A 23,761-nucleotide genomic window follows, 5' to 3' on the forward strand; every position below is an offset into this window, starting at 1 on the left:
CAGAACCGGGTGGACAGGTGCGGACAGGAGTGGACAGTCATCGCCCCTGACGGGCCTGGATAGTGGACACCGTCCCGCCCGAGGCTGTGCGCCATGAACCTCCCACGCACACAGCCGGGGCGGACGGCGCCCGCCTCTCGGCGTTCAGCCGTTCTCGCGGTGCTCGCAGCAGCCCAGTTCACCGTCATGCTCGCCACCTCGATCGTGAACGTCGCGCTGCCGCAGATCCGCGCCGGGGTCGGCCTGTCGGACAGTGGCACCACCTGGGTGGTCAATGCCTACGGCCTGGCGTTCGGAGCGCTGCTCCTGGCGGGCGGGAGGGCGGCCGACCTGCTCGGCCGCCGGCGGGTGCTGGCTGTCGGCCTCGCTCTCTTCGCCACCGCCTCGCTGGCAGCGGGAACGGCCTCCTCCCCGGGCGCGCTGATCGCGGCCCGCGCGCTTCAGGGCCTCGGGGCTGCCGCCATCGCCCCGGCCGCGCTCGCCCTGGCCATGGACCTGTTCCCGTCCGGCCCCGGGCGCGGCAGGGCACTGGGCGTGTGGGGCGCGGTCTCCGGGGCGGGAGGAGCGGGCGGCGTCCTGCTGGGCGGCGTCCTCACCCAGGCGTGGGGCTGGGCCTGGATCTTCTACTCCGTCGCGCTCGGGTCGGCACTGGTCCTTGCCGCCGTGGCAGCCCTCGTCCCACGGACGCCCGGCCGCCGAGCCGGGCGGTTCGACCTCCTGGGCACCGCCACCGTCAGCCTTGCCCTGACCTGTCTGGTCTGGGGGCTGACCACCACACGTGGCGCCGGCTGGACGGACGGCCGGGTGCTCGGCGCCCTCGGCGGCGCCGCCGCGCTGCTCGCGGCCTTCGCAGTGATCGAGCTCCGCCGGCCGAACGCGCTGATCCCGCCCCGACTGTTCACCACAGGCCGGGTGGCCGCAGGCAACCTGCTGATGGCCCTGCTCGGTTCCGTGTGGATCGCCCTGTTCTTCTTCCTGCCGCTCTATCAGCAACAGGTCCTCGGATCCAGCCCCCTGGCCGCCGGGGCGGGCCAACTCCCGCTCGCTGCGGCCAACATGCTCGGATCCGCCCTGGCCCCGCGTCTGTTCCGGCGCATCGGCGCCACCGCGACCGTGACCGCGGCCCTGCTCACCGAGGCCGCAGGCCTGCTGTGGCTGTCACGGATCCGCGTCGACGGGAGCTACCTCGCCGACGTCCTCGGTCCGAGCATCCTCGTCGGCCTCGGCCTGAGCATCGCCTTCGTCCAGCTCACCGCACTCGCCGTGGACGGCGTCCCGCCGCAGGACGCAGGCCTGGCCGGGGGGCTGGTGAACACCACCCGCCAGGTGGGCGGCGCGATCGGACTCGCCGCCCTCGCGACCCTCGCCGGCTCGGTCACCGCGCACGCCGCGGTCCACCGGTCGCACGTGGAGGCGCTCACCGCGGGTTACCGGGTCGCGTTCACCGTCTCGTCCGCGACTCTGGCCGCCACCGCTCTCCTCGCGCTGCCCCTCACCCGCCGGACCGGTGCGCGGACCACAACCGCCCCTACGAACCCGGCTTCCGCCCCGCTGCCCCCACGAACCTCCCGCATCGACTGAACCGATGGAGCAGCCGCACCACCGACACAGGCCGTCAAGAGACGGCACATGCCACCAAGAGAGGAAGTACGTCCGTGGTCATCATCGACGAGACCGCCCCCGTCATCGTTCGTCTGAGCACCGTGATCGACGCCCCGCTCACGACGGTGTGGGACGTGCACACCGACATCGCGGCCTGGCCCGCCTGGCACACGGGCGTCGACCGGACCACGCTCAACGGCCCACTGCAGCCGGGCAGTTCCTTCAGCTGGCGATCCCACGGCCTGGACATCACCTCCACCGTGCGCGAGCTGGTCCCCCACGAGCGCATCGTGTGGGGCGGCCCCGCCGCCGGCATCACCGGCCTTCACGTATGGACGTTCGAGCAGAACGGCGACCACGTCACCGTCCGCACCGAGGAGTCCTGGAGCGGCGCCCCGGTCGAGACGGCGGCCGACCACCTCGGCAAGGCCCTCCATGAATCCCTGGAGAACTGGCTCTCCGACCTCAAGGCCCGTGCCGAACAGACCGCCTGACCAGGCATCACATCCACCGAGAGAGGTTTCTGTCATGACTGCTGCCAAGCCCTACCTGACCGGCCACTACGCCCCCGTCACCGACGAGATCACCGCCACCGAACTGACCGTCGAGGGCACCCTGCCCCCCGAGCTGACCGGCCGGCTGCTCCGCAACGGCCACAACCCCAGGCCCGGCGTCACCCCCACCCACTGGTTCAAGGGCAGCGGCATGGTCCACGGCATCCGGCTGCGGGAGGGACGCGCCGAGTGGTACCGCAACCGCTGGGTGCACACTCCTGCCCTCGACGGCGCCCCGTACATGACCGAGCACGGCCCCGACCTGACCGCCAGCACCGCCGGCACCCACGTCATCGAGCACGCGGGACGGCTGCTCGCGCTGTGCGAGGCGAACTACCCCTTCGAGCTCACCCGGGACCTGGAGACGGTCGGCGCCTTCGACTTCGACGGCAAGCTGCGCACCGCGATGACCGCGCACCCCAAGGAGGACCCGGTGACGGGCGAACTCCACTTCTTCGGGTCCGCGCCACTCCCGCCCTTCCTGATGTACTACGTCGCCGACGCCAAGGGCGAAATCATCCACAGTGCCGAGATCCCGGGAGCGACCGCCTCCCTCAAGCACGACTTCGCCGTCACCCACCACCACGTGGTCTTCATCGAGGGCAACGTCACCTTCGATCCCTCCGAGCACTCCGGCATCCCCTACGGCTGGAGCGACCAGCAGCCTGCCCGCATCGGTGTCATGCCCCGTGGACAGGACGGCACCCGGCACATCCGCTGGTTCTCCATCGAACCGGGCAACATGCTGCACGTCTCCAACGCCTACGAGGACGGCCAGGGCCGCATCGTCCTGGAAGGCCCCACCGTGGACCGCGAGGGCTTCCACCTCTCCTGGAACTGGTGGATCGGCGCCCCCGGACGCGGCGCCGAGCCCAACGCCCGCTCCTACACCCGCCGCTGGGTCGTCGACATGGCCGCCGGCAGCGTCGACGAGCAGATCATCGACGACCTCGCGGTGGAGTTCCCGACCCTCAACGAGGACTACCTGGGCAGCGAGAACCGCTACCAGTACGCCATCTCCTTCCCCGACGAGAAGGGCTTCGGAGGTTACGGCATCGTCAAGTACGACCGCACCACCGGCGCCCGCCGCATCCTCCAGGTCGGCGACGCACGGCTGCCCAGCGAAGCCGTGTTCGTCCCCGCCGCCGGAGCCACCCGCGAGGACGACGGCTACCTGCTCACCGTCGTCTCCGACCTCAAGCAGGACGCCTCGCAGCTACTGGTCCTCAACGCCTCAGGACTCGACGAGGTCGCCACCGTCCACCTGCCCCGACGGGTGACCGCCGGAATCCACGGCTCCTGGATCCCCGACAGCGCCCCCGACGGGAACCGGGGCTGAAACTACGAGGTCGAGGGCTTCGGGTACGGCCTGCCCTCGCTCTGAACAGACACCGAGCGGGTAGCCGTTCGCCCCCGGGCTGATCACGCACGGAGCCAGATCGCGAGAGCCGCGACGGTTGCGTTCCCGAGGAAGACGTAGCCGCGCTTGTCGTAGCGGGTGGCCACGGCTCTGGCGTGCTTGAGCTGGTTGATCGCCCGTTCGACGGTGTTGCGTACCCGTACGAGAACACACCACCGTGGGCCCACCACCCGGCCCGCCCAGCCTTTTGCTCCCCACGGTGTTGAGCCGACCGGAGCTCACGAACGTTGTGTCAGGTGGGCAACGTAGGGTCGCTCGAGGGAAGTCGAGGGGGAATCATGATGACCAGAGCGCAATGGGCCGAGCACGCGGCCTGCCGGAGCACCGACCCCGACGAACTCTTCGCCCAGGGCGCCGGGCAGAACCGGGCGAAGACGGTGTGCACCGGATGTACGGTGCGCACCGAGTGCTTGGCCGAAGCACTCGACCAACGCATCGAGTTCGGCGTGTGGGGCGGCATGACCGAACGCGAGCGCCGGGCCCTGCTGCGCCGCCGGCCAGACGTTGTCTCCTGGCGGGCGGTTCTGCAGGAGGCGCGGCAGGCGTTCGAGCGGTCACTTGCCGGTTGACTGCCCGGTGTGCACCATCGGCCCGTGTCCCGGCGGGTGCACTTCCACGGCCGGCCCCGGGGCGGCTTTCGCAGCTCAGTGCTGCTCCCGAGTGCTTCGGCCACCGACCGCACCGTCGACGCTTCACCGGCCTACCTTCTGTCGGGTCTTGCCCGTTGCTCTCTGGTGGGAGCCGGTTTCGCCGTGTAGCGTCGCGGTCGGATGTTCTGGTTCGCAGTGCCCGCCCTCGCTCCGGCGTGGGCGTTTTGCTGTGCGGTGCGGGACCAGGGCGTCGTCTTCGGGTCCGCGCGGTGCGGGTCCGATATCGACCGGAGGGCTCAGCATGGCCAGCGGAACCGTCAAGTGGTTCAACGCCGAAAAGGGTTTCGGCTTCATCTCTCAGGACGGCGGCGGGCCGGACGTCTTCGCGCACTACTCCAACATCAACTCCTCCGGCTTCCGTGAGCTCCAGGAGGGCCAGAAGGTGACCTTCGACATCGGCCAGGGCCAGAAGGGCCCCCAGGCGGAGAACATCACCCCCGCCTGATCCGGCCTCGTGCGGCTGCAGGTCCCGAAACACCTCCGGGGCCTGCAGCCGCACCCACGGACACCCCAGTGGCGCCCGCTCCTGCCCCGCGAACGGGCGTTGGGTCACTCCCTTCACATGACAGCTCTGCGTACAAGCCGCTCAGAGGGCTGCACAGTTGCCCCTGAGCGATGGAATGCGGGCAGAACCCGCCTCATGTCCATCACCCACTCATGTGTGGGATGCCCGGGCTCGGGGTGACTGCGGACGTCTGCCCAGACCATCTCCGGGGCTGCCGTCGTCTTCCGGGCCCTGCTCAACCTGCTGCTGGGCGCGCGCCCGTTCGACCGTCCCGAGCCCGCCCTACTCCCAGGGGTCAGTCCTGGACCCGCCAGCGCACCGGATCGTTGTAGAAGCCCTGCCACAGCTGGACCTCGGCGGGCTTCTCGCCTGCGGGTATCAGGAAGACCTGGCAGACCGTCTGCGACTGCCCCGCACTCAGTTTCTTCTCGGTGCCGAACGGCGGGCAGTCGGGCCACGTTGCCTCGCCCATCAGCACGATGAGGGCTTTGGTGCGGTTGATCATCAGGTCGGTGGTCATGTCGCCGACCTTCATGGGCTTGCCGCTCTTGTGGCTGAGGTTTGCCCGTACGTAGACCGGGACGGTGGGCCTCTTGGTCGGGTCTTGTTCCAGCCCGGACTGGTCCATATCTCTTTTGGTGCCGGTCTGTGCCGTCGTCACGGTGACTGTGTACCTGGCGCCCTTGGACGCCGGCACAGTGCTTTCCTGTACCGGGCTTGCCTCGCCCAAGCGAAGGATCGTCGGGCTGGCCGACGATGTACCCGATGGCTGGGCGCCAGAGCTTCCCGAATCTGCGCCGTTGCAGCCGGCCAGTGTCGCCACCAGTACCAGGGCGCCTGCCGATGCCGAGATGGCATGGCTCGTACGCATGCTTCACTCCCCGTTGATCATTCCAGTTGCCGCGCTGGGCGGTGTGGCCCCAGTCGGGCGTCATCGGTACATGATCTTGCCAGAGGAAGATGTGCCGCCCTCGTCGTAGTCACTGGGGGTGGGAGCCCAGGAGGATCCCGACGAACGCTCCGGCCACGAGGAACGGGCCGAACGGGATAGTGGACTTGCGTCCGGCGCGGCGCGCGAGGATGAGTCCGACGCCGTACAGCGCGCCGAACAGGTACCCGGCGAAGGCGCCGATCAGCAGGATCCTCCAGCCGTACCAGCCCAGGACCGCGCCGAGCGCAGGGCGAATCTCACATCGCCGAAGCCGAACCCCTGGGGTTGATCAGGAACAGCACGAAGTAGCAGGCGCCGAGCGTGAGAGAGCCGAGCAGTGCGGTCCTCCAGCTGCCGCCGGCACCGGGCAGCAGCGCAGCCCCTACGAGCCCGACGAGCGCGGAGGCCGCGAGCGGCAGGGTCACCACGTCGGGCAGCCGGTGCACCGCGAAGTCGATGGTGGCGAGCAGCACGGCGGTCGGTGCGAGCAGCAGCCACACGAGCAGCTCGGGACGGGCCCCGGTGGCGGCCGCCGGCACGGCGCAGACCACGGCCGTCACCAGGGCGATGGCGGGCGTGCTCGGCCCGAACGTATCCCCGTCGGCGCAGCGGGCCCGCCCCAGCCACCCGCCCCCGATCCCGTCGAGAGGGTGTTCTGCCGGGCAGGCCGTTCGCCACGGCTCCTCTGGCGGCACGGAGAGCCGGTATGCGGCGCGCGGGATGAGCATGCCCGTGCCGCAGTCCCACAGGACGGCCATCGCGGTGATCCAGAACGTCTCCACTGAACGGAGCCTGAGCTCAGCTCCGTTCGGATGTTGCAGACGGCGTTGGCTGGTCGGGAGCCGACACCATCGCGCAGATCGGTGAGCTGTGCGTCGCGGACGGGCTGCTGCCGCCAGGCCAATCGGAGGGTCTACCAGCTGACCGGTACGGCGGAGAGGTGCTGTGTGAATGTCTGGCTGTGGCGGCGGAGTTGGCGTTCTTGGACGGCCATGCTGAGGGTGGGCACACGGCGGGAGAGGGTGGGCAGTGCGATTCCGAGTTCCAGGCGGGCCAGGGCCGCGCCCAGGCAGAAGTGCGGGCCGCTGCCGAAGGCGAGATGGCGATGGTGGTCACGCCGCTCGTCGAATGTGGCGGGGCGGGGGAACTCCGAGCTGTCCCAGTTGGCTGACACCAGCCCCGGTATCACCAGGCTCCCGGCCGGGATGAGTGTGCCGGACAGCTCGATGTCCTGTGTCGTCATGCGCAGCACTGCGGTCTCGGTCGGTGTGACGATGCGGAGGAGTTCCTCGACGAGGGCGGTGACGCGTCCCGCGCCGGCCGTGCCCAGCTCTTCGTACAGGGCAGGGTGGCGCAACACCCAGGGGATGCTGCGCCCCATGAAGGTGGCCGTGGCCATGCCGGCCACGATCATCGTCGCTGCCATGGTGATCAGCTCGGGTTCGGTGAGGTTGGCCGCGTCCGTGTCGTGCGTGTTGACCATGGCAGTGAGCAGGTCGTCCTCAGGGAACGTCCGCTTGCGGTCGGCGAGTTCGCGTAGATGGGTGAAGAGTTCCTCCCGTGCGCGGACGGCACCGGTGTCTTCCTCTTTGCCCATGGTCAGGATGTGCAGCGTCCACTCGCGGAACCGGCCCCGGTCGGCGTAGGGGACGCCCAGCAGTTCGCACATCACCGTCAAGGACACCGGCTCGGCGAACTCGGCGATGAAGTCGACTGGCGGGGACTGCGCCAGCATCGCGTCGAGGATGTCGTCCGTGAGCTGTTGGACTCGCGGCCGCAGGTTCTCGATGCGGCGCGCCGTGAAGGTTTGGGACATGGCCCGGCGGAGCCTGGAGTGGTCGGGTGGGTCGAGGTCGACGAGGTTCGCGCCCGAGCCCTCCAGGCTCACGAGGTTGGGCTGCTCCCGGCGGGCCAGTGCTGCCCGGCTGAACACCGGGTTGACCAGGGACTCCCGCACGTCCTCGTACCGGGTGAGCAGATACGCGGTGCCGCCGTTGGGCAGGTCGACGATCGGGATGCCTTCCTGCTGGCGGAACTCCTGCCAGAGGGGGGAGGGTTCGATGGGGTTACGGGTCGGCAGCGGAAAGCGTTGACGCGGACAGTTGCGCTCCGTGTCCATCTCAGGGCCTCCGCTCGGTGCCGGTCGCCCATCGGTGCGCCACATGCGCGTAGGAAAGCAGCGCGTACAGGTTGGGGCGCTCCGGCGCGTCGTAGAGGAAGGGCCGCGGGCCGCGAGAGTCTGTGGGAGCGGCGAAACCGCCGTTGGGGTCCTGCTGGCTCATATGCCAGTCCAATCCGCGGGTGAGAGGGCGTGCCACCGGAGTCTCCGTCTGGCAGAGGGTGATGAGGCTGAACGCGGTGCTGATGGTGTCGCTCGGTTCGCCGGGCTGCTGGCCCCAGCCGCCGTCGGGATTTTGCGTTTCGAGGACACGGCGCACGCAGTTGCTCAGCACCATCTCTGCGCATGGATGGATCGGCGGATGGCGGCGGCAGGCGAGTGCGGCACGGAAGAGCGAGTTCGCTTCGCTGCGGCTCCATCCCGGTGGGAAGGCTCCGTTGGCGAGTTGGGCGGCGTACAGGAAGGCAAGCGCGTCCGGTACACCGGTCGGCTCGGTGAGCGCATTGACCGCCGCCGCCGTCATCGCGGCTTCGGAGCCGGCCCCCTGGGCCCATGTGGGGAACCCTCCGTCGCCGTTCTGGAGACGAAGCAGGTACTTCTCACCCTGCTGTAAGGCGTCCTTGTGCTCGGCGGGGCCTACAGACCCGAGTAGTTCCAGGCACAGACTCGTATCGTCGACATCGGACTGAGTCACCCCGCGGGTGAACCCCCAGCCACCATCAGGATGTTGCTCTCCGGCGAGGTAGGCGGCCATCCTCGTGCGTGTATGCGACCACTCGGTCCTGCCTTCGAGGGCGAGGCCGCCTATGGCAGTGGAAAAGGTGTCTTCATCCGGAATGTTGGGGATCGAGCCGTCCGGCCGTTGAAAGGCCAGCACCGCATCGATGGCACAGTGGACCCGCGGTGATCCGCCCTCGATACGTTGCACGGCATGCGTGGCGATGAGGTGAGTGAGGATCTGCCGCTCCCAGATGCCGGGCGTTTCGAGGACCCTGCACAGGGTTGACACGTCGTCCGCGGCAGGGGTGGCGGCCCGAGCGGCGGTGGCGAGGACACGGAAGGCGCTCAGCAGTGCCGGCACCCACAGTGCGGCCGGATCCGCAGGAGCGGTGGGGACCGCGGTGGGCCGCACGGGCACATCGAAGATCAGGGCCAGTGCTTGGGTTGCCCAACGCTTGCGGTCGGCGACAAAACCAGTGGTTTCGGCCACGAAGGCGCGCTCTGCCTCGTCCAGTGCATGCCGATGCTCCCCTGGGCTGAACAGCCAGTTCAGTACGACCTTTTCGATACGGGCCGCCTCGTCCCGCCGGGAAGCGGAGGCCGACCGTCGTGCGGCCTGGTGCAGATACGCCGACAACCGGTCCTGAGTGTCAGGGCGGGCGTCCACCAGGCGTAAGAGTCGCAGTGTCAGAGCCGTCTCCAGGATGCGGCCCGCCACCGGAACGTGCGCTCGTCCCGACGCGTCGACGAGCCCCGCAACCCGTCGAGCCAGTCGCGTGTGCGCATGTGCGAACCGGCTGTGCACTCGCTTGTCCAGCCGTAACTCACCGGGGCCGGCATGGTTGACAACCCTCATGGGACACCTCCGTCTCTCTGAGTAGGACCGTGAGCACCGAAGAGCGGTCGACCACGGGCCACCCCGCTTCGGCGGCCAACAAGATCAGCTCCGTGGATGGCTCGAAGGCCACAGGAGAACAGGCTGCGGAGAGCAGTGCCGCATCGTTGGCGCTGTTACCGAGAACGAGGAGATGGGCGCGCCCCCTGGAGACCGCCGGCAGGTGCTTGGCACCCGGCAGCCAGGGTGACGCCTCCACGCCTCCGGTGTACACACCTTCGCGTACGGCGAACCGGGCTCCCTGGAACACGTCACACCCGAGGTCGACGCCGGCATGTACGACCACTTCATGTGGGCTGCCGGAGAGCAACACCACGGTGAAGTCCTGCGACTTGAGCAGATTGATGGCGCTGCGTACATACGGGAACAGCTGCCGTCGCTGGGCCGCCCACACCCGCCCCGCCGTCGCTGACACCGCTACGGCAGGCAGACCGGCGATGGCACGTGCGTATGCTAAGTAGGCTGGTTCGAGCGTGTCGGGAGACTGCAGCAAGGTGTGCACCTGTTCCGGCACGTCACCGGCGACCAGGCCTGCGTCGGCAAGCCCTTCGAGCAGGGCCATCCCGGCTGACCTCGGAAGCAGCGTACCGTCGAGATCCAGCACTGCCACCTTGGAACTCGTGGCCTCGCATCGCACTCCGTCTCCCTCGCCGCAGGCAGGCCCCCGATTCTTGATCCATTAGACACACACCTTGCCTTCTGCGAGAAGTACGCTTTAGGCACTGTCTGATGGGCTGGCCAGCTGACCTCGGACACAGGCCCAAATAATTGAGTCCGATGTCTGGCCTGGTCGCGACCACGCCACAGGGCGCCCCGCCCGCCCCGAGCCCCGGGTTCGCCCCGTTACCTTCTTCGTGGCCCCGCAATGGGGTTCCCGGTCTCCGTGTCCGGCATGACTCACGCCCCTTGTCGATCACGATCGGAAAAGTGGTGTCACCGGCTCGGAGGCATGGGCAGACCGCTGATCAGGGGCATGACCGCTCGCTGAAGGCCCGTCACCTCTCCCTCCCGGCGAAGAGTTCGAGGTGACGGGGTTTCCTGAAGTTCAGCCGACGGTGTCCTGGGTTGTGTCGACCTTGGCCTGGGTGGCCAACTCGGACCCGGCTCAGCCGCAGCCGCTCGCGTTCGCGCAGCACGGTGAGCACCCTCTCCCGCAGGCCCTCGCGTCGCCACAGCCGCCAGTAGTGATACGTCGTCCGCCAGGGCGGCAGGTCGTGCGGTAACAGCCGCCAGGCACAGCCGACCCGCAGCCGGTACGCGAGTGCATTGACGATCTCCGCCGAGTGCGCTCGGCCGGTCGTCCACCAGGCTTCGCCGCCGGCACCAGGGGTCGCAGGATCTCCCACTCGGCATCAGACAGATCCGGCGAGTATCGGGCCTGCGGCTCGCCCACCCCAGCCCCCGAAAGTGCGCCACTGATGGCGATTCTTGATGCCTGTAGGTCTGCGCGTCCCAGCATGTCGGCGAGGGGAGTGCCGGTTCGTTCTGCTGCGATTCGACGGGCGCGCAACTGAGCTCGGGTGCGGGGACGGAACTTGGATTCCTTGCCGCAGCCGCACGGTTCGCGCCCCTGGTAACGCGGTCCGGCGTTGAGAACCGCAGCCACGACGGTCCACACCCCAGGCCCCTGACTCCCACCAGCTGAAGCCGGGTCAGCCGGTGACGAGCTGGTCGAGAGGCGTGTCCGGGTCGGCGAGCGCGCCGCGGTCGACCTGGCTGCCGGAGCGGACCAACTGCTGGATGGCCTCGTTGACATCCCAGACGTTGACGTTCATCCCAGCCAGCACGCGGCCGTCGGCCAGCCAGAACGCAATGAACTCCCTGCGCCCCAAGTCACCTCGTACGACCACGTCGTCGTACCCGCCGGGCTCGGTGTAGCCCGCGTACTCCATGCCGAGGTCGTACTGGTCGGTGAAGAAGTACGGCACCCGGTCGTAGAACGCGCGCTCGCCCAGCATCGACCGCGCGGCCACCGCGGGCTGGTGGAGGGCGTTGGCCCAGTGCTCCACGCGGATGTGCTTACCCAGCATCGGGTGGAAGGCATTGGCCACATCCCCGGCCGCGCAGATGTCCGGGTCCGAGCTGCGCAGTGCCCCGTCGACGACGACACCCTTGTTCACCCGGAGCCCGGCATCAGCGGCCAAGGCGGTGTTGGGGACGGCGCCGATGCCGACCACGACCGCGTCGGCGTCGATCAGGGAGTCGTCTGCGAGCCGCACCCCGGCGGCCTTGCCGCCGCCACTGTTCACAATCTCGGTGACCTGCGCGGTAAGCCGCAGGTCCACGCCGTGCTCTCGGTGCAGGTCGGCGAAGACGGGCGCGATCTGCGGGCCTAGCAGCCGCAGCAACGGTAGCTCGCCCGGTTCGAGGATGGTCGCCTGGACGCCCGCCTCGCGGGCAGCGGCGGCTACCTCAAGGCCGATCCAGCCCCCGCCGACGAACACCATGCGGGAGGAGTGCTGGAAGGTGTGCTTGATGCGTTCGCAGTCTTCGACGCGGCGCAGGTAGAGCACACCGTCCAGGTCGGCGCCGGGAACGTCAAGGCGGCGTGGGGAGGCGCCGGTGGCGAGCAGCAGTTTGTCGTAGCCGATCGTCTCACCACCGGAGGCGGTGACAGCGTGCCCTTCGCGGTCGATCGTGGTGACTGTGGTGTTCAGTCGCAGATCGATCTCGTGGTCGGTGTACCACTGCGAAGGGTGTACGAAGATCGCCTCGCGGTCCTGCTTGCCCATCAGGTACCCCTTGGACAGCGGCGGCCGCTCGTACGGCGGCTCCCGCTCGTCCCCGAAGAGCACGATACGACCGTCGAAGCCGCGCTCGCGCAGCGCCTCGGCGGCCTTGGCCCCGGCCAGGCTCGCCCCGACGATCACGAAAGTGGGTTTTGCCCTCATCTCGGTCCTACCTCTCCGTGTGGTCGCCACCCCGGTCGTGCAGGCCGGCGGCGAGTCTCGCGGCCGGCTCGTCCCAGCTGCCAAGGTGACGCCCGCGGCCGTGCAGGCAGCCAATGCGGCCGAGAGAGGCGATGGCACGGACCAACGCGATGTCCGATCTGCAACACGGCTGCCGTGCAGGCCATGCCGGGCCTCGGTGACAGCACGGTCAGAAGCCGGGGGTGGAGCCGACGAAGAACCACAAGGCGGCCGTATACCACATCAGTGCGATGGCGGTGACCAGGGCACCGCCGGCGGCCGGAAGCGCCCAACCGGGAAGTCGGCGGCTGTGTACCACCAGCACCTTGGCGACGAACGCGCCGTACAGGACGCAGCCCGTAATGGAGTGCACCGCCACTCGGCTGCTCGTGAACTCAACTCCGTAGGCGGTGATGCAGTGGTAGGTGATGGGCAGCGAGAGCAGAAAGGCAAGGAGGCCGATGAGCCGGTGTGTGGGGGGCACCCGGCGCGGCGCGGCCCCCGCTCCCGGTAGGCGCCGGTACATCCACAGCCCGAGCAGCAGTTGGACGACCGCGAGTGCCATCAGAGCGCTACCCAGGCGCGCCTTGAGATCGTAGACACCGACACCGTGCCGCCCGAACAGGCCGCTGGTGTAGTCGGGTGTGTGCGTGCGGCCGAACGCGTACACCCCCACCGCGACCGCGATCGGCAGCAAAGCAGCCAAAAAGCCCGCCACCGTTCGTGCGGGACGCCGCATCCGCGCGCCCGTGTGCCCGGTCATCAGTCCCCAATCAATCGGGTTCGACCTTGCTGCCGGATGCGTTTACGACGCGCCACTGTGGGGCCGTACGCGCTGGTTTCCTCGCCGTTGGTGTCACCGGCCGTCGTGTCACCCGCGAAGCAGTGCAGCAGGTGCCCGGTGTAGGTCACTTGAGTGATGCCGTTGGAGCGTTTCGAGGTACTGATCAGGTTGCTCCTGGCAAACGGGGCCGCCTTGGGCCTGCCGGAGGGGAGCAGCGGCGGCCAGGCAAACGCGCATGCTCCGCTGCCGGTCGGCGTAGTCGACTTGGCGGCCTTGGAGAGGTAGAGCGTCCGCCCCTTGGCGTCATCCAGGATGGGGCCGAGCTTGCTGAAGTGCACCGTGGCCGTGCCAGTGGCGGCGGCCGCGCTGCCGGGTGCGGCCGAGCCGACGGATACGGGGATGCCCACTGACAGCGGTCCAGATGTGGGCCTGGCGCAGGTGGACGAGATCGGCCGGCTGGGACAGCCGCTTGCAGCAGCAAGCGGCACGGCGGAAACCGCCGGCACTGTCGCCGCGGCCATTCCTTTCATGAGCGCTCCATGGTGTCGGACGGCGCATCCAGGCAGCCGCGGGAAACGACCCCAGCGGACCTCTTCTCCCAGTTGGTCCCGGGCGCTCGGGTCCTGTCCACTCCAACTGGTCTGCCTGGGCAGTCGCTGCTCCATTGGTGTGAGGTCCCCGTTCACCTGACTTTGGCTCGTCAGGGTGACGTCGAGTCGTCGAGGGCCAGGCCGGATCCGGCGAAGAAGCCGTCCAGGACCTCGAGCCGGTACTGGAGGCGTTTGAGCCGGTTGCGGACGAGCGTCTCCAGGCGGTCGAGGGCGACAACGGCGAGGTTGGCCAGACTGCGTTTGACGTGCGCCCACACGCCCTCGACCGGGTTGAGGTCGGGCGAGTGGGCGGGCAGCAGGAACACCCTCAGCCACTCCCGCTCGGCGATCAACTGCCGCATCGTGCAGGAGACATGGGTGTTCAACCGGTCCCACGCCAGCACGATCGGCGCCCTGACGAGCTGGTGGACGCCGTCGATCAGAGCGATGAAGTCGTGCTCGCCCATGCTGCGGCGCTTGCCCTTGCCCGCGGGGTGGGTGCGCAGGCGGTGGCACAGCCGGGTGCGGGACCCGGGCCGCATGGCGATCAGCCCGGCGACCGACAGCTGCCCCGAGCGCCGCCCGCACACCGTCACGACCGGGGTGTGGCCGCGCCGGCCCCAGGTCCGTCCTTTGGGCGGCCGTCGGGTGAAACCCGCTTCGTCCTCGAAGCAGGTGTAACCTTCACAGGCCGCCCGGGCTCTTTTGCCTCGGCCCAGGTCGCCTCCGTCCACACCTCGACGGCTTTCTCGTCGCGCTCGGCCACCCGCCTCGCGGACACCTGCGGGCTGAAGCCGAGCCGGTGCATCAACCGGGTGGCGCCCGAGACGCTGCAGGAGACACGGAACTTCCTGCCGACCAGCGTGGCCACCCTCCCTGCGGTCCACACCTGGTCCTCTACCCAGCCGTGCGCGGCGCGACCCTGCCCCAGGTAGACAGCGGGTTCCCCCAGGCAGTGTGGCGAGAGCCGGCACCGTGATCAGCTCGGGCCATGGGAGGCCAGGACCTGAACTCCGCCGTCCCGCCACAGCTGGTGCCACTGGTAGGCCGATTTCCGGCTCACCCGTAGGCGCCGTGCGACCTCCGGTGGCTTGATCTTCTACTCGAACAGCTCGGCCGTCTGCATCCGTACCGCTTCCCGGCGCTGACGTCCCGCAGCGGTCAGCCCGCCCCCATCCGCACACCTCACACACCAGGGAATACAACCAACACCCAAGCTCTATCAGTGACTTGGAGAAGGATCACCCTGACGAGCTGAAGTCAGTAACGGAAAGCGGTCGAAGTCCAACAGCAGCACTGTACGTCTACAGTTCGGCGCACGCGGCACCTTGGCCTTCCCTGCTGCCCCCAGGCCCGGTCCGGCCCCCCATCGGGCCGAGCGGACAGGAGTGACTGATGCCCCTCGACGAAGACGCGGCTGGAGTGATCCGCGACGGGTGAGAAGGGTTTGGCCGGGAGTATCCCTTCCAGTGGGTAGCAGCGGCACCAGCTGGCCTCATCGCCGCACACCCGAGCCTCAGTGACGTTCTCCGCCAGGTCGGGACGACTGAATATCGCGATCACGACCTTGTGTATGCATATATTCCACCTCCCGTAGGCGCCCCGTCCCCGCGGCCTCGGGCCGGAGTGATGACGCTGTCGGTGAACTTCGACGGCTCACGCTCCTACATCGGCTACCGTCCCCTGGCCGACATCACCCTGTTCGGCCCCGGCGGCCCCCACGGGCGGCAATGGTCAGTTGCTAACGCGCTCGTCGACACTGGAACAGACTTCACTCACCTAGGGCTCGTCCGGCGGATCATGGGCCGAGCCAGGGCCGGACCGAGGGGGGCCGGCCAGTGCCCTAATCGTGTTGACCGCCCCCGGCAGGCAGTGCTGGAGTCGGCACGTGGACAGCATCCCCGCCAACCGGCGGCTCTGGAACCAGATCAGCAGCGCCTACCAGCACAAGCACGACCCGCAAATCGGCGCCACACCCCGGCTGTGGGGCATGTACTCCATCCCCGACGCGCACCTGCACGCCCTGGGCGACGTCACCGGCAAGCGCGTCCTCGAACTCGGCTGCGGCGCCGGCCAGTGGTCCAGGGCGCTCGCCGCCGAGGGCGCCACCGTGGTCGGGCTCGACCTGTCCGAAGCCCAACTCGCCGCAGCGGCACGCGCGATGGGAGCGGTCCGCTACCCGCTAGTGCAAGGCGCCGCCGAACAACTCCCCTTCGCCGCCGACAGCTTCGACCTGGTGTTCTGCGACTTCGGTGGGCTCAGCTGGGCGCCCCCGCACCTGGCCGTCCCGGAGGCCGCACGCGTCTTGGGCCGAGGCGGGCGCCTGGTGTTCAACGTCGCCAGCCCATGGTTCGAAGCTTGCTACGACGAAGCCGCCAGCCGCGTGACCACGACGCTGCAGCAGGACTACTTCGGGCTGAACACCATCGCCGAAGACGACGGCGCGACCAGCTATCAGCTCACCTACGGCGACTGGGTCAAGGTCCTGCGCGGCGCGGGTCTCATCATCGACGACCTCATCGAGCCGCGGCCCGAACTCGGAACACCCAACGGCTACAACGAAACCGACCCACCCGACTGGGCACACCGCTGGCCGGCGGAGCTGCTCTGGGTAACCCACAAACCGTAAGTTCCGCCACGCCGAGACGCGAAGGCATCCCCTCGCCGGGCAGGCCTAGGCCCTGACCCGACCATGGAAGCCGTCGTCGAAGGACGAGGCGGCGACGTCGCTTCCGCCCGCCAGAAACTCCCGGGCCTTTGGTCCGCGATCGGTGCCGCCGGTGACCCGCTGCACAGCCAAGGTCTCTGACCTGGGCCTTCCATGAAGTTTCGCGGTTTCCCTTCACCGATCGGGTAGTGACGCTACCTTCCTGCTGGAAGACGTGCACTTGGGGGATGGAGGCAGCTATGTCTGCTGGTGTGCGCCGTGCGCTGGCTTGGGCAGTAGGGGTTATTTGTCTTGTGGTGATCGTCGGACTGGTGATTGCGGCCGGGCTCGATCTACGCGTGGCGGATGGCACGGCCAGCGTCGTCAGCGCCGTAGTGGCGGTAATCGGACTGGCCCTGTCGGTGATCACACTGTTGGTCACCCCGGCGAATGCCGGCCCAGCGGCGACTACGGTCGCTGTCCGTGCACGCGGCCGGCGATCGCTGAGCGTCGCAGGTGATGTCCAGGGCAGCGCGATAGGTGATCGTTCCAAAGTCATTGGCCCCTCTACGCCGTCCTCGCCGCCGGCACAGTCTCCTGGAGCTCCGGTCCGCCACGACGTCTCGGCAAGCGGCGGCGCGACGGCCGTGGGCGGGAACATGGTCGACAGCGCGCTCGGCGAGGACAGCGAGCGACGGACCGGCGAGGACAACGAGCGTTGACGCTCAGCATCTGGCGGCGCTTCGGCCGGGGGAATTCCTCGCGAGTCAACGCCAAGGGAACGAAGACCGTCGGTGTCGGCCATGACGTGCAATACAGCGCCCTCGGCGACGGCAGCAGTGTGACCTACATCGGACAGCAGGTCGTGGTGCAGGTCTTACGCGGCAACGCCTCTGACCTGACTCCGGAATTGCGACGGGCTCTGAGCAGGGAGAACGCCGCCGGCCTTCTCGGGGTCAGCGAGGTTGGCGAGGCATTGACCGCGTGGCGACCTGACACAGTCACGCCCACGGCCCTGTCATTTGCCCAGTTGGTGCAATGGCAGAAGGAGTTGGTCGCGGAGATTTCGCCGTCGCCCGCGTCGGCGCGCATGGCGTGCACGGTTGCCGGGCTGATGGAATGCACGGTGACCGCCGAGTTCCTCGGTGACATGTTCCCTGGGGCGCTCACCAGCGGCCGGTTGTGCACCGCCGCTCGGCTCGCGGGCCTGCCGGTTGCCGATCAGTCGGCCAACCCCCTCCAGGACATGGTTGAGCACGCCGTCTTCGAAGCCCAGCCCCTGACCGCCGCCCCGGGCGCGGTCCTCGCCCGGATCGTTGCCGCGCTGGCCCACCTCACCGGCACGGACCGCGCTGATGCCCGGCTGACCCAGTGGGCGGGCCCGCGGGGGCTTATCACCCAACTCAGCGACGCACTGCACGAGTTCGCCCGGCCAACGCCGGCGCTGCGGCTTGTTGTCAGTCTCGCCGACATACGCAGGAGTTCTCCAGGACAAGCCGAGTACTGGCTCACCCGCGACGGACAGCCCACAACCGGTGAACCTCTCTCCGCCGGGCACGACCTGCGCAGCATCATGACCGTCATCAACCATGCCTTGACCTGGGCGTGGCAGGAGGAGTTGCGGGAAAACGAGACACTCGGCCACCTGGACATCGTGGCCCCGGTAAGTCTCCTGACCGACCTGATGAACAAACCATGGGCCCTCGAGGACGAACCCCTCGGAACCTTCACGCTCGGCGCCAAACACTCGATATTGATGCGGTGGAGCGGGCGGCTGAGCCCCGACCCCGGTGTGTCCAACGCCGAGAACATGGCGGAGATCAACGACGCGGCCCACAAAGCGCTGCAGGAGATGGCCGGCTGCGCCGAACCCGTCACCTGGCTGGATTCCAGCTCTTTCCACATTGAAGCCGAGGAAGGGCTGCGACGAAAGCTGGCCACAGGACGCATGGGGGCGGCCGTCGGGTTCGGCCCGTCCGTCACCCTCGACCGCGCGCTGCCCGTGCTGCTGCCCTACGTGCCCATCATCGTCTGGCCCCGTCCGGGCGCCCCAGACCTGGACGACGCCTTCCGCGCGCGCGTACGCACCTACTGGCACAGACAGCCGTGGGACTTCGCCGAGGCCTATCGTCATCATGAAACGAGCCATCTGGCCGGCCAGTGTCTCTGCGACCTGCACGCCGTCTCTCACGACAAGACGTGGTTGAAATTCTGCCGGCTGGTTGCCGTCCGCACGGTGGCCGCACCCAAGGAGGCACTGTGAGCTGGATGCCGTACTACCGGGGCGACGGTGTGCACCGCGAGGCGAGCCTCGCACCCCCGCCCCCCTGGCGGACGTTCCCGCGCACGTCCCAGCACGAGCAATACCAGCCGCCGCCCGGCATGACGGACGCCGTCAACGCCTCCCTGCACCTGCGCCGCCCGCTGCTGATCACCGGCCCTGCCGGTTCGGGGAAGTCCAGCGTCGTCGATCAGGTCGCGCACGAGCTGGGCCTGGGAGAGGTCCTGCGCTGGCACATCACCTCCCGCAGCACCCTGAGTGAGGCCCTTTACCGCTACGACGCGCTGGGACGCATCCACGCACAGAACCTGGCGCAGCACAGCGACAACACCGACATGCCCCCGAAGGACGACATCGCGCCCTTCCTGCAGCTCGGCCCACTCGGCACCGCCTTGCTGCCCACCGGCCGGCCCCGGGCACTGCTCATCGACGAGATCGACAAGAGCGACCTCGACCTGCCCAGTGACCTCTTGGAAGCGCTTGAAAGCGGCCAGTACGAGATTCCAGAACTCGTTCGCTACCGGGAGCCGAAAGTGCGGGTACGAACCTGGGGAGGTCAGGACTCACACGAGATCACCAACGGCCTGGTCAAGTGCACGGAGTTCCCCTTCATCGTCATGACCAGCAACGGTGAACGCGACTTCCCTCCCGCGTTCCTCCGGCGCTGCATCCGTTTCAAGATGCCCAAGCTCACCCCCGAAGATCTCACCGCCATCGTCAGCGCCCACCTGGGTCAAGCCGATGACGCGGCCGCGGACCTGATCGACGAGTTCGACAGGCGTATCACGCAGGGCGAGCACCTCGCCGTCGACCAACTTCTCAACGCCATCGCACTCCTGAGCGCCGCCGGGGGTCCCAGCGGCCGTCAAGCGGACGAACTGCGGGCGCTGCTGCTACGAGAACTCGCCCGTGACTGACAGCCTGGCGCGCCTGCTCTCAGCCGTCCACGCACTGGTCGACGACGCAGACCCCGTCCTGCTCGCCGACGCCGCCTGGCTCGCCGCAGCCCGCACCAGCCCCTCACACCCGACGAATCCCGACGCTCCTCCTCCACCGCCGCCCCTCCCTTCCAGCAAGCCACAGCCGCCCGAATCAACGGCAACACCGCCGCCACCCGACCCCGACCCGTCATCCGTGTCCGCCCGCCGTCCAAGCGGCGGTACACCCGTCCGCGGCGTACCACTGTCCGTCGAACGCCCCGCTCCCCTGCCCGAAGCCCTGGCCCTCGGACGCGCGCTACAACCGTTCCTCAAGCCGTGGCCACACGGTCTGCGCCCCCGGCTCGACATCGACGCCACCATCGACCACTACGCCCGCAGCGGCACCCTGCTGCCAGTCTTCGCTCCCTCTCCCGAACGATGGTTCGAGATCGTCGTCGTCGTGGACACCTCGCTGACCATGACGCTGTGGAACGACCTCACCCAGGCGCTCGGCCGGGTCATGCACGACCTCGGAGCCTTCCGCTCCGTCCACATCTGGCCCCTCAGCTGGCAGGACGGCACACCCCGACTCCACGACCACCAAGGGCACGCAGTCCCCTGGCGCCGAGCACCCCAACACAGTGGCAGCCCCCGCGGCAGGCGCCTTCTGCTCGTGCTCACGGACTGCGCGGCACCTGGCTGGCGCCAACAGAAACCGTGGCGGATGCTCCGAACCTGGGCGCGGTCCGCTCCGCTCGCCCTCATCAACCCCCTCCCCCGCCGCCTGTGGCACCGCTCGGCGCTCAACCACCCGCCCTGCCAGGCCGTCGCCCCCTACCCAGCCGCTCCCACGAGCACCCTGCGCCCCACCCCCCGCCGACCAGCCAACCCTGACGTGGCCGAACAGGCGCTGCCCGTACTGACCTGCACCCCCCACGCCCTACGCGCCTGGGCGCGCACAGTGATGCGCGCCGACCCCAACGGCTGCGAGGCAGTCCTGGTCCCGGCCGAGAACCATCCGCCCCAAAACCGGCAGGGAGATGACAACTTCGCCCCTTCCACACTCGCCGATGCCTTCCTGCGCACCGCACCGCCCGCCGCTGCCCGGCTGACGGTCCTCGTCTCATTGCTGGACAGCTTCACCGTGCCGATGCTCAAAGTCCTACGAGAGCGGGCCATGCCCACAACGGGCCTGTCGGATGTGGCCGAAGTCCTCACCTGCGGACTGCTCACCGTGTCACATCAGGACGGACAAGACCCCGTTCTGACATTCGACCCCGACGCCCGACGCCGGCTTCAAGAGGAGCTGACGCGACGAGACCTGCGGCTCGTCCATCAGGCGATGAACGCGCATCTGGCTGACCACCCATATGCCCCCCACGGCATCCAGGCGGTATTGCACACCGGCGACGCCCCGCACGACCTGCCCGCCGACCTCACGCCATTCGCCCAAGCCAGCGCCAGCACACTCAGACTGCTTGGCATCAACAGCACGCACAGAGAGTCTGGCACCGCGCCGGACACCGCGGACAGCACAACGGCAGCTCAACCAGCAGCCGCCCCCGAAACGTCCGCTCCGCTCACGACGACAGCCGAGGAGGCACTCGAGCCGACCGCCGAGCAGGAAGTGTCAGACAGACAAGCACCTGCCCCAGACCGCGGTGGAGGTCTGCTCCGGCGGATGTGGAGGAACCTGTCCGGACGCGAATCCCCTCCGCCCCAAGCCCAGCACGTCGACGCGAAGAGCATCGCGTACGTGACTGCTGACGCATCAGGCGCGATCACCGCCAGCACTATCCATCAGGTGACGCTGCACCCGTACACGGCGCGGGAGCCGGCCCCCTGGCCGCACCAGGTGGGGATCATCCCCTCGTCGGCACGGTCCTTCCAGCACCGCGCCGCATCAGAACGGCTGCGCGCGGCGATCGACCGCGGCGGAACCGCCCTGCTGAGCCCCGTCCTGACCGGCATGGGCGGGGTGGGCAAGACCCAGCTGGCTGCCGAATACGCCCGTAGCGCCTGGGCAGACGGCGGCCTGGACGTCCTTGTCTGGGTGACAGCCGGCACCCGCCCAGCGGTGGTCAGCAGCTATGCGCAGGCCGGCGTCGAGCTGTGCCGGGCGAACCCCGATGACCCCGAGCAGGCCGCGGTAGGGTTCCTGGCCTTCCTGGAGCCCAAGGCGGGTGCCAGGCCGTGCCGGTGGCTGATCGTGCTGGACGACGTCACCGATCCCAACGATCTGCAAGGCTTCTGGCCGCCCGCCAGCCCGTATGGCCGGACTCTGGTCACCACACGCCGCCGCGACGTCATGCTGACCGCGGACAGCCGCCACCTGATCGAGGTCGACCTATTCACCCAGGATGAAGCCCTCGCCTATCTGACCCAATCCCTGGCCGCCCATGGTCGCAGCGAGCCCGCTGAGGGGCTTGCCGACCTGGCCCACGAGCTAGGCCATCTGCCTCTGGCGCTGGCCCAGGCCGCTGCCTACCTCATCGACTCGGGGCAGGACGTGGCCACGTACCACCGCATGTTGGTCGACCGTGCCACCAGACTCATAGACGCTACCCCCGACTACTTCCATGGCGACGGCGCCCTTCCGCTCGCCGCCACCTGGTCACTGTCCATCGACCACGCCGACCAACTGCGACCCCACGGCCTCCCACGGCCCATGCTCCAGCTGGCTGCCATGCTCGACGCCAACGAAATTCCCGAGGCCGTTCTGACGAGCCTGCCAGTTCTCACCTACCTCGCCGCACACCGGTCCCCGGACGGTCAAAGCCGCACCGCCCCCTACTCCCCGGTCTCCCCCAGCGACGCCGTCCAGGCCCTGCGCGCGCTGCACCGAGTCAGCCTGATCGACCACTCCCCCACCTATCCCCCGACAGTCCGTATCCACGGGCTGGTTCAGCGTGCAACCCGTGACACCCTCGGCACCTCGCAATTCGACCGACTCGCTCGGACCGCAGCCGACGCGCTCATGGCAGCCTGGCCCGAAGTCGAACGCGACACCACTTTCGCCCAGGCCCTGCGCACCAACACTGACGCCCTCATCCGTCACGCAGAAAGCGCCCTGTACCGTCCCGACGCCCACCAGGTGCTGTACCAAGCCGGCAAGAGCCTAGGCCAGTCCGGCCAGTTCAACGCCGCCCGTTACTACTTCGAGCACCTCGCCTCCGCGACCCACCAGTACCTTGGCTTCGACCACCCCGACACCCTCGCTGCCCGCCAGTATCTGGCTCACTGGAGGGGGGAGGCCGGGGACGTGAGGGGAGCCTCAGATGCCTTCGCAGAGTTGTTGGCAGACCGGCTGCGCGTGTTGGGCCCCGACCACCCCGACACCCTCGGTGCCCGCCACGGTCTCGCCCTGTGGAGGGGAGAGGCCGGGGACGCGGCGGGAGCCGAAGCTGCTTTCGCAGAGTTGTTGGCAGACCGGCTGCGCGTGTTGGGCCCCGACCACCCCGACACCCTCGCTGCCCGCCAGTATCTGGCTCACTGGAGGGGGGAGGCCGGGGACGCGGCGGGAGCCGAAGCTGCCTTCGCAGAGTTGTTGGCAGACCGGCTGCGCGTGTTGGGCCCCGACCACCCCGACACCCTCGCTGCCCGCCACGGTCTCGCCCTGTGGAGGGGAGAGGCCGGGGACGCGGCGGGAGCCGCAGCTGCTGTAGAGGAGCTGCTGGGAGACCGGCTGCGTGTGTTGGGCCCGGACCACCTCGACACCCTCGCTGCCCGCCACAGTCTCGCGCGCTGGCAGGGCGAGTCGGGGGACGCCGCGGGAGCCACAGCTGCTTTTGAGACGCTGCTGGCAGACCGACTGCGCGTGTTGGGCCCCGACCACCCCGACACCCTCGCTGCCCGCCACAGTCTCGCGCGCTGGCAGGGCGAGTCGGGGGACGCCGCGGGAGCCACAGCTGCTTTTGAGACGCTGCTGGCAGACCGACTGCGCGTGTTGGGCCCCGACCACCCCGACACCCTCACTGCCCGCCGCAATCTGGCTCGTTGGCGAGGAGAAGCCGGGGACGCGGCGGGAGCCGCGAATGCCTTCGCTGAGCTGCTGGCCGACATGGTCCGCGTGCTGGGTCCCGACCACCCCACCGTGATCGTGGCGCGGGGAGACCTCTTGCGATGGCGTGAACGATCCGGGACCCCGTGACTGTCAATAGGGTCTTCCTCGCCAGGTCTTGGCCGTGTGGCACCCCATTCGGTGCTCGGGCTGTCCTCAGAGTTGCTCGGCTTG

General features: G+C 68.8%; 20 protein-coding genes and 3 pseudogenes. 10 read left to right on the forward strand and 13 right to left on the reverse strand.

The genetic code is table 11. The annotated features are described in order from the left end of the window. The first annotated feature begins 93 nt into the window (after nt 1–93). The 3 genes from ABZ471_RS20815 (at nt 94) to ABZ471_RS20825 (ending at nt 3,495) form a co-directional block, all read left to right on the forward strand. Nucleotides 94–1,581 carry an MFS transporter gene (locus ABZ471_RS20815; RefSeq protein ID WP_359068256.1) on the forward strand — a complete coding sequence of 496 codons (1,488 nt, stop codon included), beginning with the start codon at nt 94–96 and terminating at the stop codon, nt 1,579–1,581. Between the two features lie 74 nt (nt 1,582–1,655). Beyond that, nucleotides 1,656–2,096 (forward strand): SRPBCC family protein, encoded by a 441-nt coding sequence (locus tag ABZ471_RS20820; protein ID WP_359068257.1) that lies wholly within the window; start codon nt 1,656–1,658, stop codon nt 2,094–2,096. Between the two features lie 34 nt (nt 2,097–2,130). Further along, a complete protein-coding gene (locus ABZ471_RS20825) occupies nt 2,131–3,495 on the forward strand; it encodes a carotenoid oxygenase family protein (protein ID WP_359068258.1) in 1,365 nt (454 codons plus the stop codon). Nucleotides 3,496–3,578: 83 nt separating this feature from the next. Here ABZ471_RS20825 and ABZ471_RS20830 read toward each other — a convergent pair. After that, a pseudogene (locus ABZ471_RS20830) lies at nt 3,579–3,716 on the reverse strand (IS5/IS1182 family transposase); the annotation flags it as partial. A 138-nt stretch (nt 3,717–3,854) separates the two neighbouring features. Between ABZ471_RS20830 and ABZ471_RS20835 the strand changes: the two are divergent. After that, nucleotides 3,855–4,145, forward strand: coding sequence for a WhiB family transcriptional regulator (locus ABZ471_RS20835; RefSeq protein WP_359068259.1), 291 nt, complete (start codon nt 3,855–3,857; stop codon nt 4,143–4,145). Nucleotides 4,146–4,467: 322 nt separating this feature from the next. Beyond that, on the forward strand, nt 4,468–4,671 hold the full coding sequence (locus tag ABZ471_RS20840; RefSeq protein WP_097257007.1) for a cold-shock protein: 204 nt from the start codon (nt 4,468–4,470) through the stop codon (nt 4,669–4,671). 355 nt (nt 4,672–5,026) lie between these two features. On the opposite strand, the gene ABZ471_RS20845 is transcribed toward ABZ471_RS20840, so the two are convergent. The 12 genes and pseudogenes from ABZ471_RS20845 to ABZ471_RS20900 all read right to left on the reverse strand — a co-directional run bounded on the left by ABZ471_RS20845 (nt 5,027) and on the right by ABZ471_RS20900 (nt 14,775). After that, complete coding sequence (locus ABZ471_RS20845; RefSeq protein ID WP_359068260.1) at nt 5,027–5,392, reverse strand: hypothetical protein; 366 nt, start codon at nt 5,390–5,392, stop codon at nt 5,027–5,029. A 319-nt stretch (nt 5,393–5,711) separates the two neighbouring features. Beyond that, nucleotides 5,712–6,420, reverse strand: a pseudogene (locus ABZ471_RS20850) (A24 family peptidase). 155 nt (nt 6,421–6,575) lie between these two features. Further along, the gene (locus ABZ471_RS20855; protein ID WP_359068261.1) at nt 6,576–7,781 is read right to left on the reverse strand and encodes a cytochrome P450; all 1,206 of its coding nucleotides are present in this window, start codon (nt 7,779–7,781) and stop codon (nt 6,576–6,578) included. A 1-nt stretch (nt 7,782) separates the two neighbouring features. Continuing rightward, nucleotides 7,783–9,357: a prenyltransferase/squalene oxidase repeat-containing protein gene (locus ABZ471_RS20860; protein WP_359068262.1), complete on the reverse strand. Its 1,575-nt coding sequence runs from the start codon at nt 9,355–9,357 to the stop codon at nt 7,783–7,785. Then, on the reverse strand, nt 9,326–10,000 hold the full coding sequence (locus tag ABZ471_RS20865) for a haloacid dehalogenase-like hydrolase (RefSeq protein WP_359068263.1): 675 nt from the start codon (nt 9,998–10,000) through the stop codon (nt 9,326–9,328). The genes ABZ471_RS20860 and ABZ471_RS20865 overlap by 32 nt, the downstream gene beginning before the upstream one ends. A 391-nt stretch (nt 10,001–10,391) precedes the next feature. Further along, nucleotides 10,392–10,742 carry a transposase gene (locus ABZ471_RS20870; protein WP_359068264.1) on the reverse strand — a complete coding sequence of 117 codons (351 nt, stop codon included), beginning with the start codon at nt 10,740–10,742 and terminating at the stop codon, nt 10,392–10,394. A gap of 306 nt (nt 10,743–11,048) precedes the next feature. Next, nucleotides 11,049–12,287: an FAD-dependent oxidoreductase gene (locus tag ABZ471_RS20875; protein ID WP_359068265.1), complete on the reverse strand. Its 1,239-nt coding sequence runs from the start codon at nt 12,285–12,287 to the stop codon at nt 11,049–11,051. 208 nt (nt 12,288–12,495) lie between these two features. Next, nucleotides 12,496–13,068 carry a DUF6529 family protein gene (locus ABZ471_RS20880; protein WP_359068266.1) on the reverse strand — a complete coding sequence of 191 codons (573 nt, stop codon included), beginning with the start codon at nt 13,066–13,068 and terminating at the stop codon, nt 12,496–12,498. Next, nucleotides 13,068–13,619 carry a hypothetical protein gene (locus ABZ471_RS20885; RefSeq protein WP_359068267.1) on the reverse strand — a complete coding sequence of 184 codons (552 nt, stop codon included), beginning with the start codon at nt 13,617–13,619 and terminating at the stop codon, nt 13,068–13,070. Before ABZ471_RS20885 ends, ABZ471_RS20880 begins: the two co-directional genes overlap by 1 nt. Nucleotides 13,620–13,789: 170 nt before the next feature. Continuing rightward, entirely contained in the window at nt 13,790–14,413 is a 624-nt protein-coding gene (locus tag ABZ471_RS20890) for a transposase (protein WP_359068268.1), read from the reverse strand. A 47-nt stretch (nt 14,414–14,460) separates the two neighbouring features. Continuing rightward, nucleotides 14,461–14,568, reverse strand: a pseudogene (locus ABZ471_RS20895) (winged helix-turn-helix domain-containing protein); the annotation flags it as partial. Nucleotides 14,569–14,658: 90 nt separating this feature from the next. Further along, nucleotides 14,659–14,775, reverse strand: coding sequence for a helix-turn-helix domain-containing protein (locus ABZ471_RS20900; RefSeq protein WP_359068317.1), 117 nt, complete (start codon nt 14,773–14,775; stop codon nt 14,659–14,661). Between the two features lie 792 nt (nt 14,776–15,567). Here ABZ471_RS20900 and ABZ471_RS20905 point away from each other — a divergent pair. From ABZ471_RS20905 to fxsT, 5 genes are all read left to right on the forward strand, one after another. After that, complete coding sequence (locus tag ABZ471_RS20905) at nt 15,568–16,308, forward strand: class I SAM-dependent methyltransferase (protein WP_359068269.1); 741 nt, start codon at nt 15,568–15,570, stop codon at nt 16,306–16,308. A 278-nt stretch (nt 16,309–16,586) separates the two neighbouring features. Next, nucleotides 16,587–17,048: a hypothetical protein gene (locus ABZ471_RS20910; RefSeq protein ID WP_359068270.1), complete on the forward strand. Its 462-nt coding sequence runs from the start codon at nt 16,587–16,589 to the stop codon at nt 17,046–17,048. Beyond that, nucleotides 17,045–18,589, forward strand: coding sequence for a hypothetical protein (locus ABZ471_RS20915; RefSeq protein ID WP_359068271.1), 1,545 nt, complete (start codon nt 17,045–17,047; stop codon nt 18,587–18,589). The genes ABZ471_RS20910 and ABZ471_RS20915 overlap by 4 nt, the downstream gene beginning before the upstream one ends. Further along, a complete protein-coding gene (locus ABZ471_RS20920) occupies nt 18,586–19,524 on the forward strand; it encodes a MoxR family ATPase (protein WP_359068272.1) in 939 nt (312 codons plus the stop codon). The genes ABZ471_RS20915 and ABZ471_RS20920 overlap by 4 nt, the downstream gene beginning before the upstream one ends. Beyond that, entirely contained in the window at nt 19,517–23,677 is a 4,161-nt protein-coding gene (fxsT, locus tag ABZ471_RS20925; protein WP_359068273.1) for an FxSxx-COOH system tetratricopeptide repeat protein, read from the forward strand. The genes ABZ471_RS20920 and fxsT overlap by 8 nt, the downstream gene beginning before the upstream one ends. Nucleotides 23,678–23,761: the final 84 nt, after the last annotated feature.

Origin of the sequence: Streptomyces sp. NPDC005728, assembly GCF_040630895.1 — a bacterium.
Classification (GTDB): Bacteria; Actinomycetota; Actinomycetes; order Streptomycetales; family Streptomycetaceae; genus Streptomyces.

Coding starts and splice junctions, on each gene's coding strand:
- ABZ471_RS20815 (WP_359068256.1), top strand. CDS start 94: ATGAACCTCCCACGCACACAGCCGGGGCGGACGGCGCCCGCCTCTCGG.
- ABZ471_RS20875 (WP_359068265.1), bottom strand. CDS start 12,287: ATGAGGGCAAAACCCACTTTCGTGATCGTCGGGGCGAGCCTGGCCGGG.
- ABZ471_RS20880 (WP_359068266.1), bottom strand. CDS start 13,068: ATGACCGGGCACACGGGCGCGCGGATGCGGCGTCCCGCACGAACGGTG.
- ABZ471_RS20855 (WP_359068261.1), bottom strand. CDS start 7,781: ATGGACACGGAGCGCAACTGTCCGCGTCAACGCTTTCCGCTGCCGACC.
- ABZ471_RS20825 (WP_359068258.1), top strand. CDS start 2,131: ATGACTGCTGCCAAGCCCTACCTGACCGGCCACTACGCCCCCGTCACC.
- ABZ471_RS20910 (WP_359068270.1), top strand. CDS start 16,587: ATGTCTGCTGGTGTGCGCCGTGCGCTGGCTTGGGCAGTAGGGGTTATT.
- ABZ471_RS20835 (WP_359068259.1), top strand. CDS start 3,855: ATGATGACCAGAGCGCAATGGGCCGAGCACGCGGCCTGCCGGAGCACC.
- ABZ471_RS20885 (WP_359068267.1), bottom strand. CDS start 13,619: ATGAAAGGAATGGCCGCGGCGACAGTGCCGGCGGTTTCCGCCGTGCCG.
- ABZ471_RS20860 (WP_359068262.1), bottom strand. CDS start 9,357: ATGAGGGTTGTCAACCATGCCGGCCCCGGTGAGTTACGGCTGGACAAG.
- ABZ471_RS20840 (WP_097257007.1), top strand. CDS start 4,468: ATGGCCAGCGGAACCGTCAAGTGGTTCAACGCCGAAAAGGGTTTCGGC.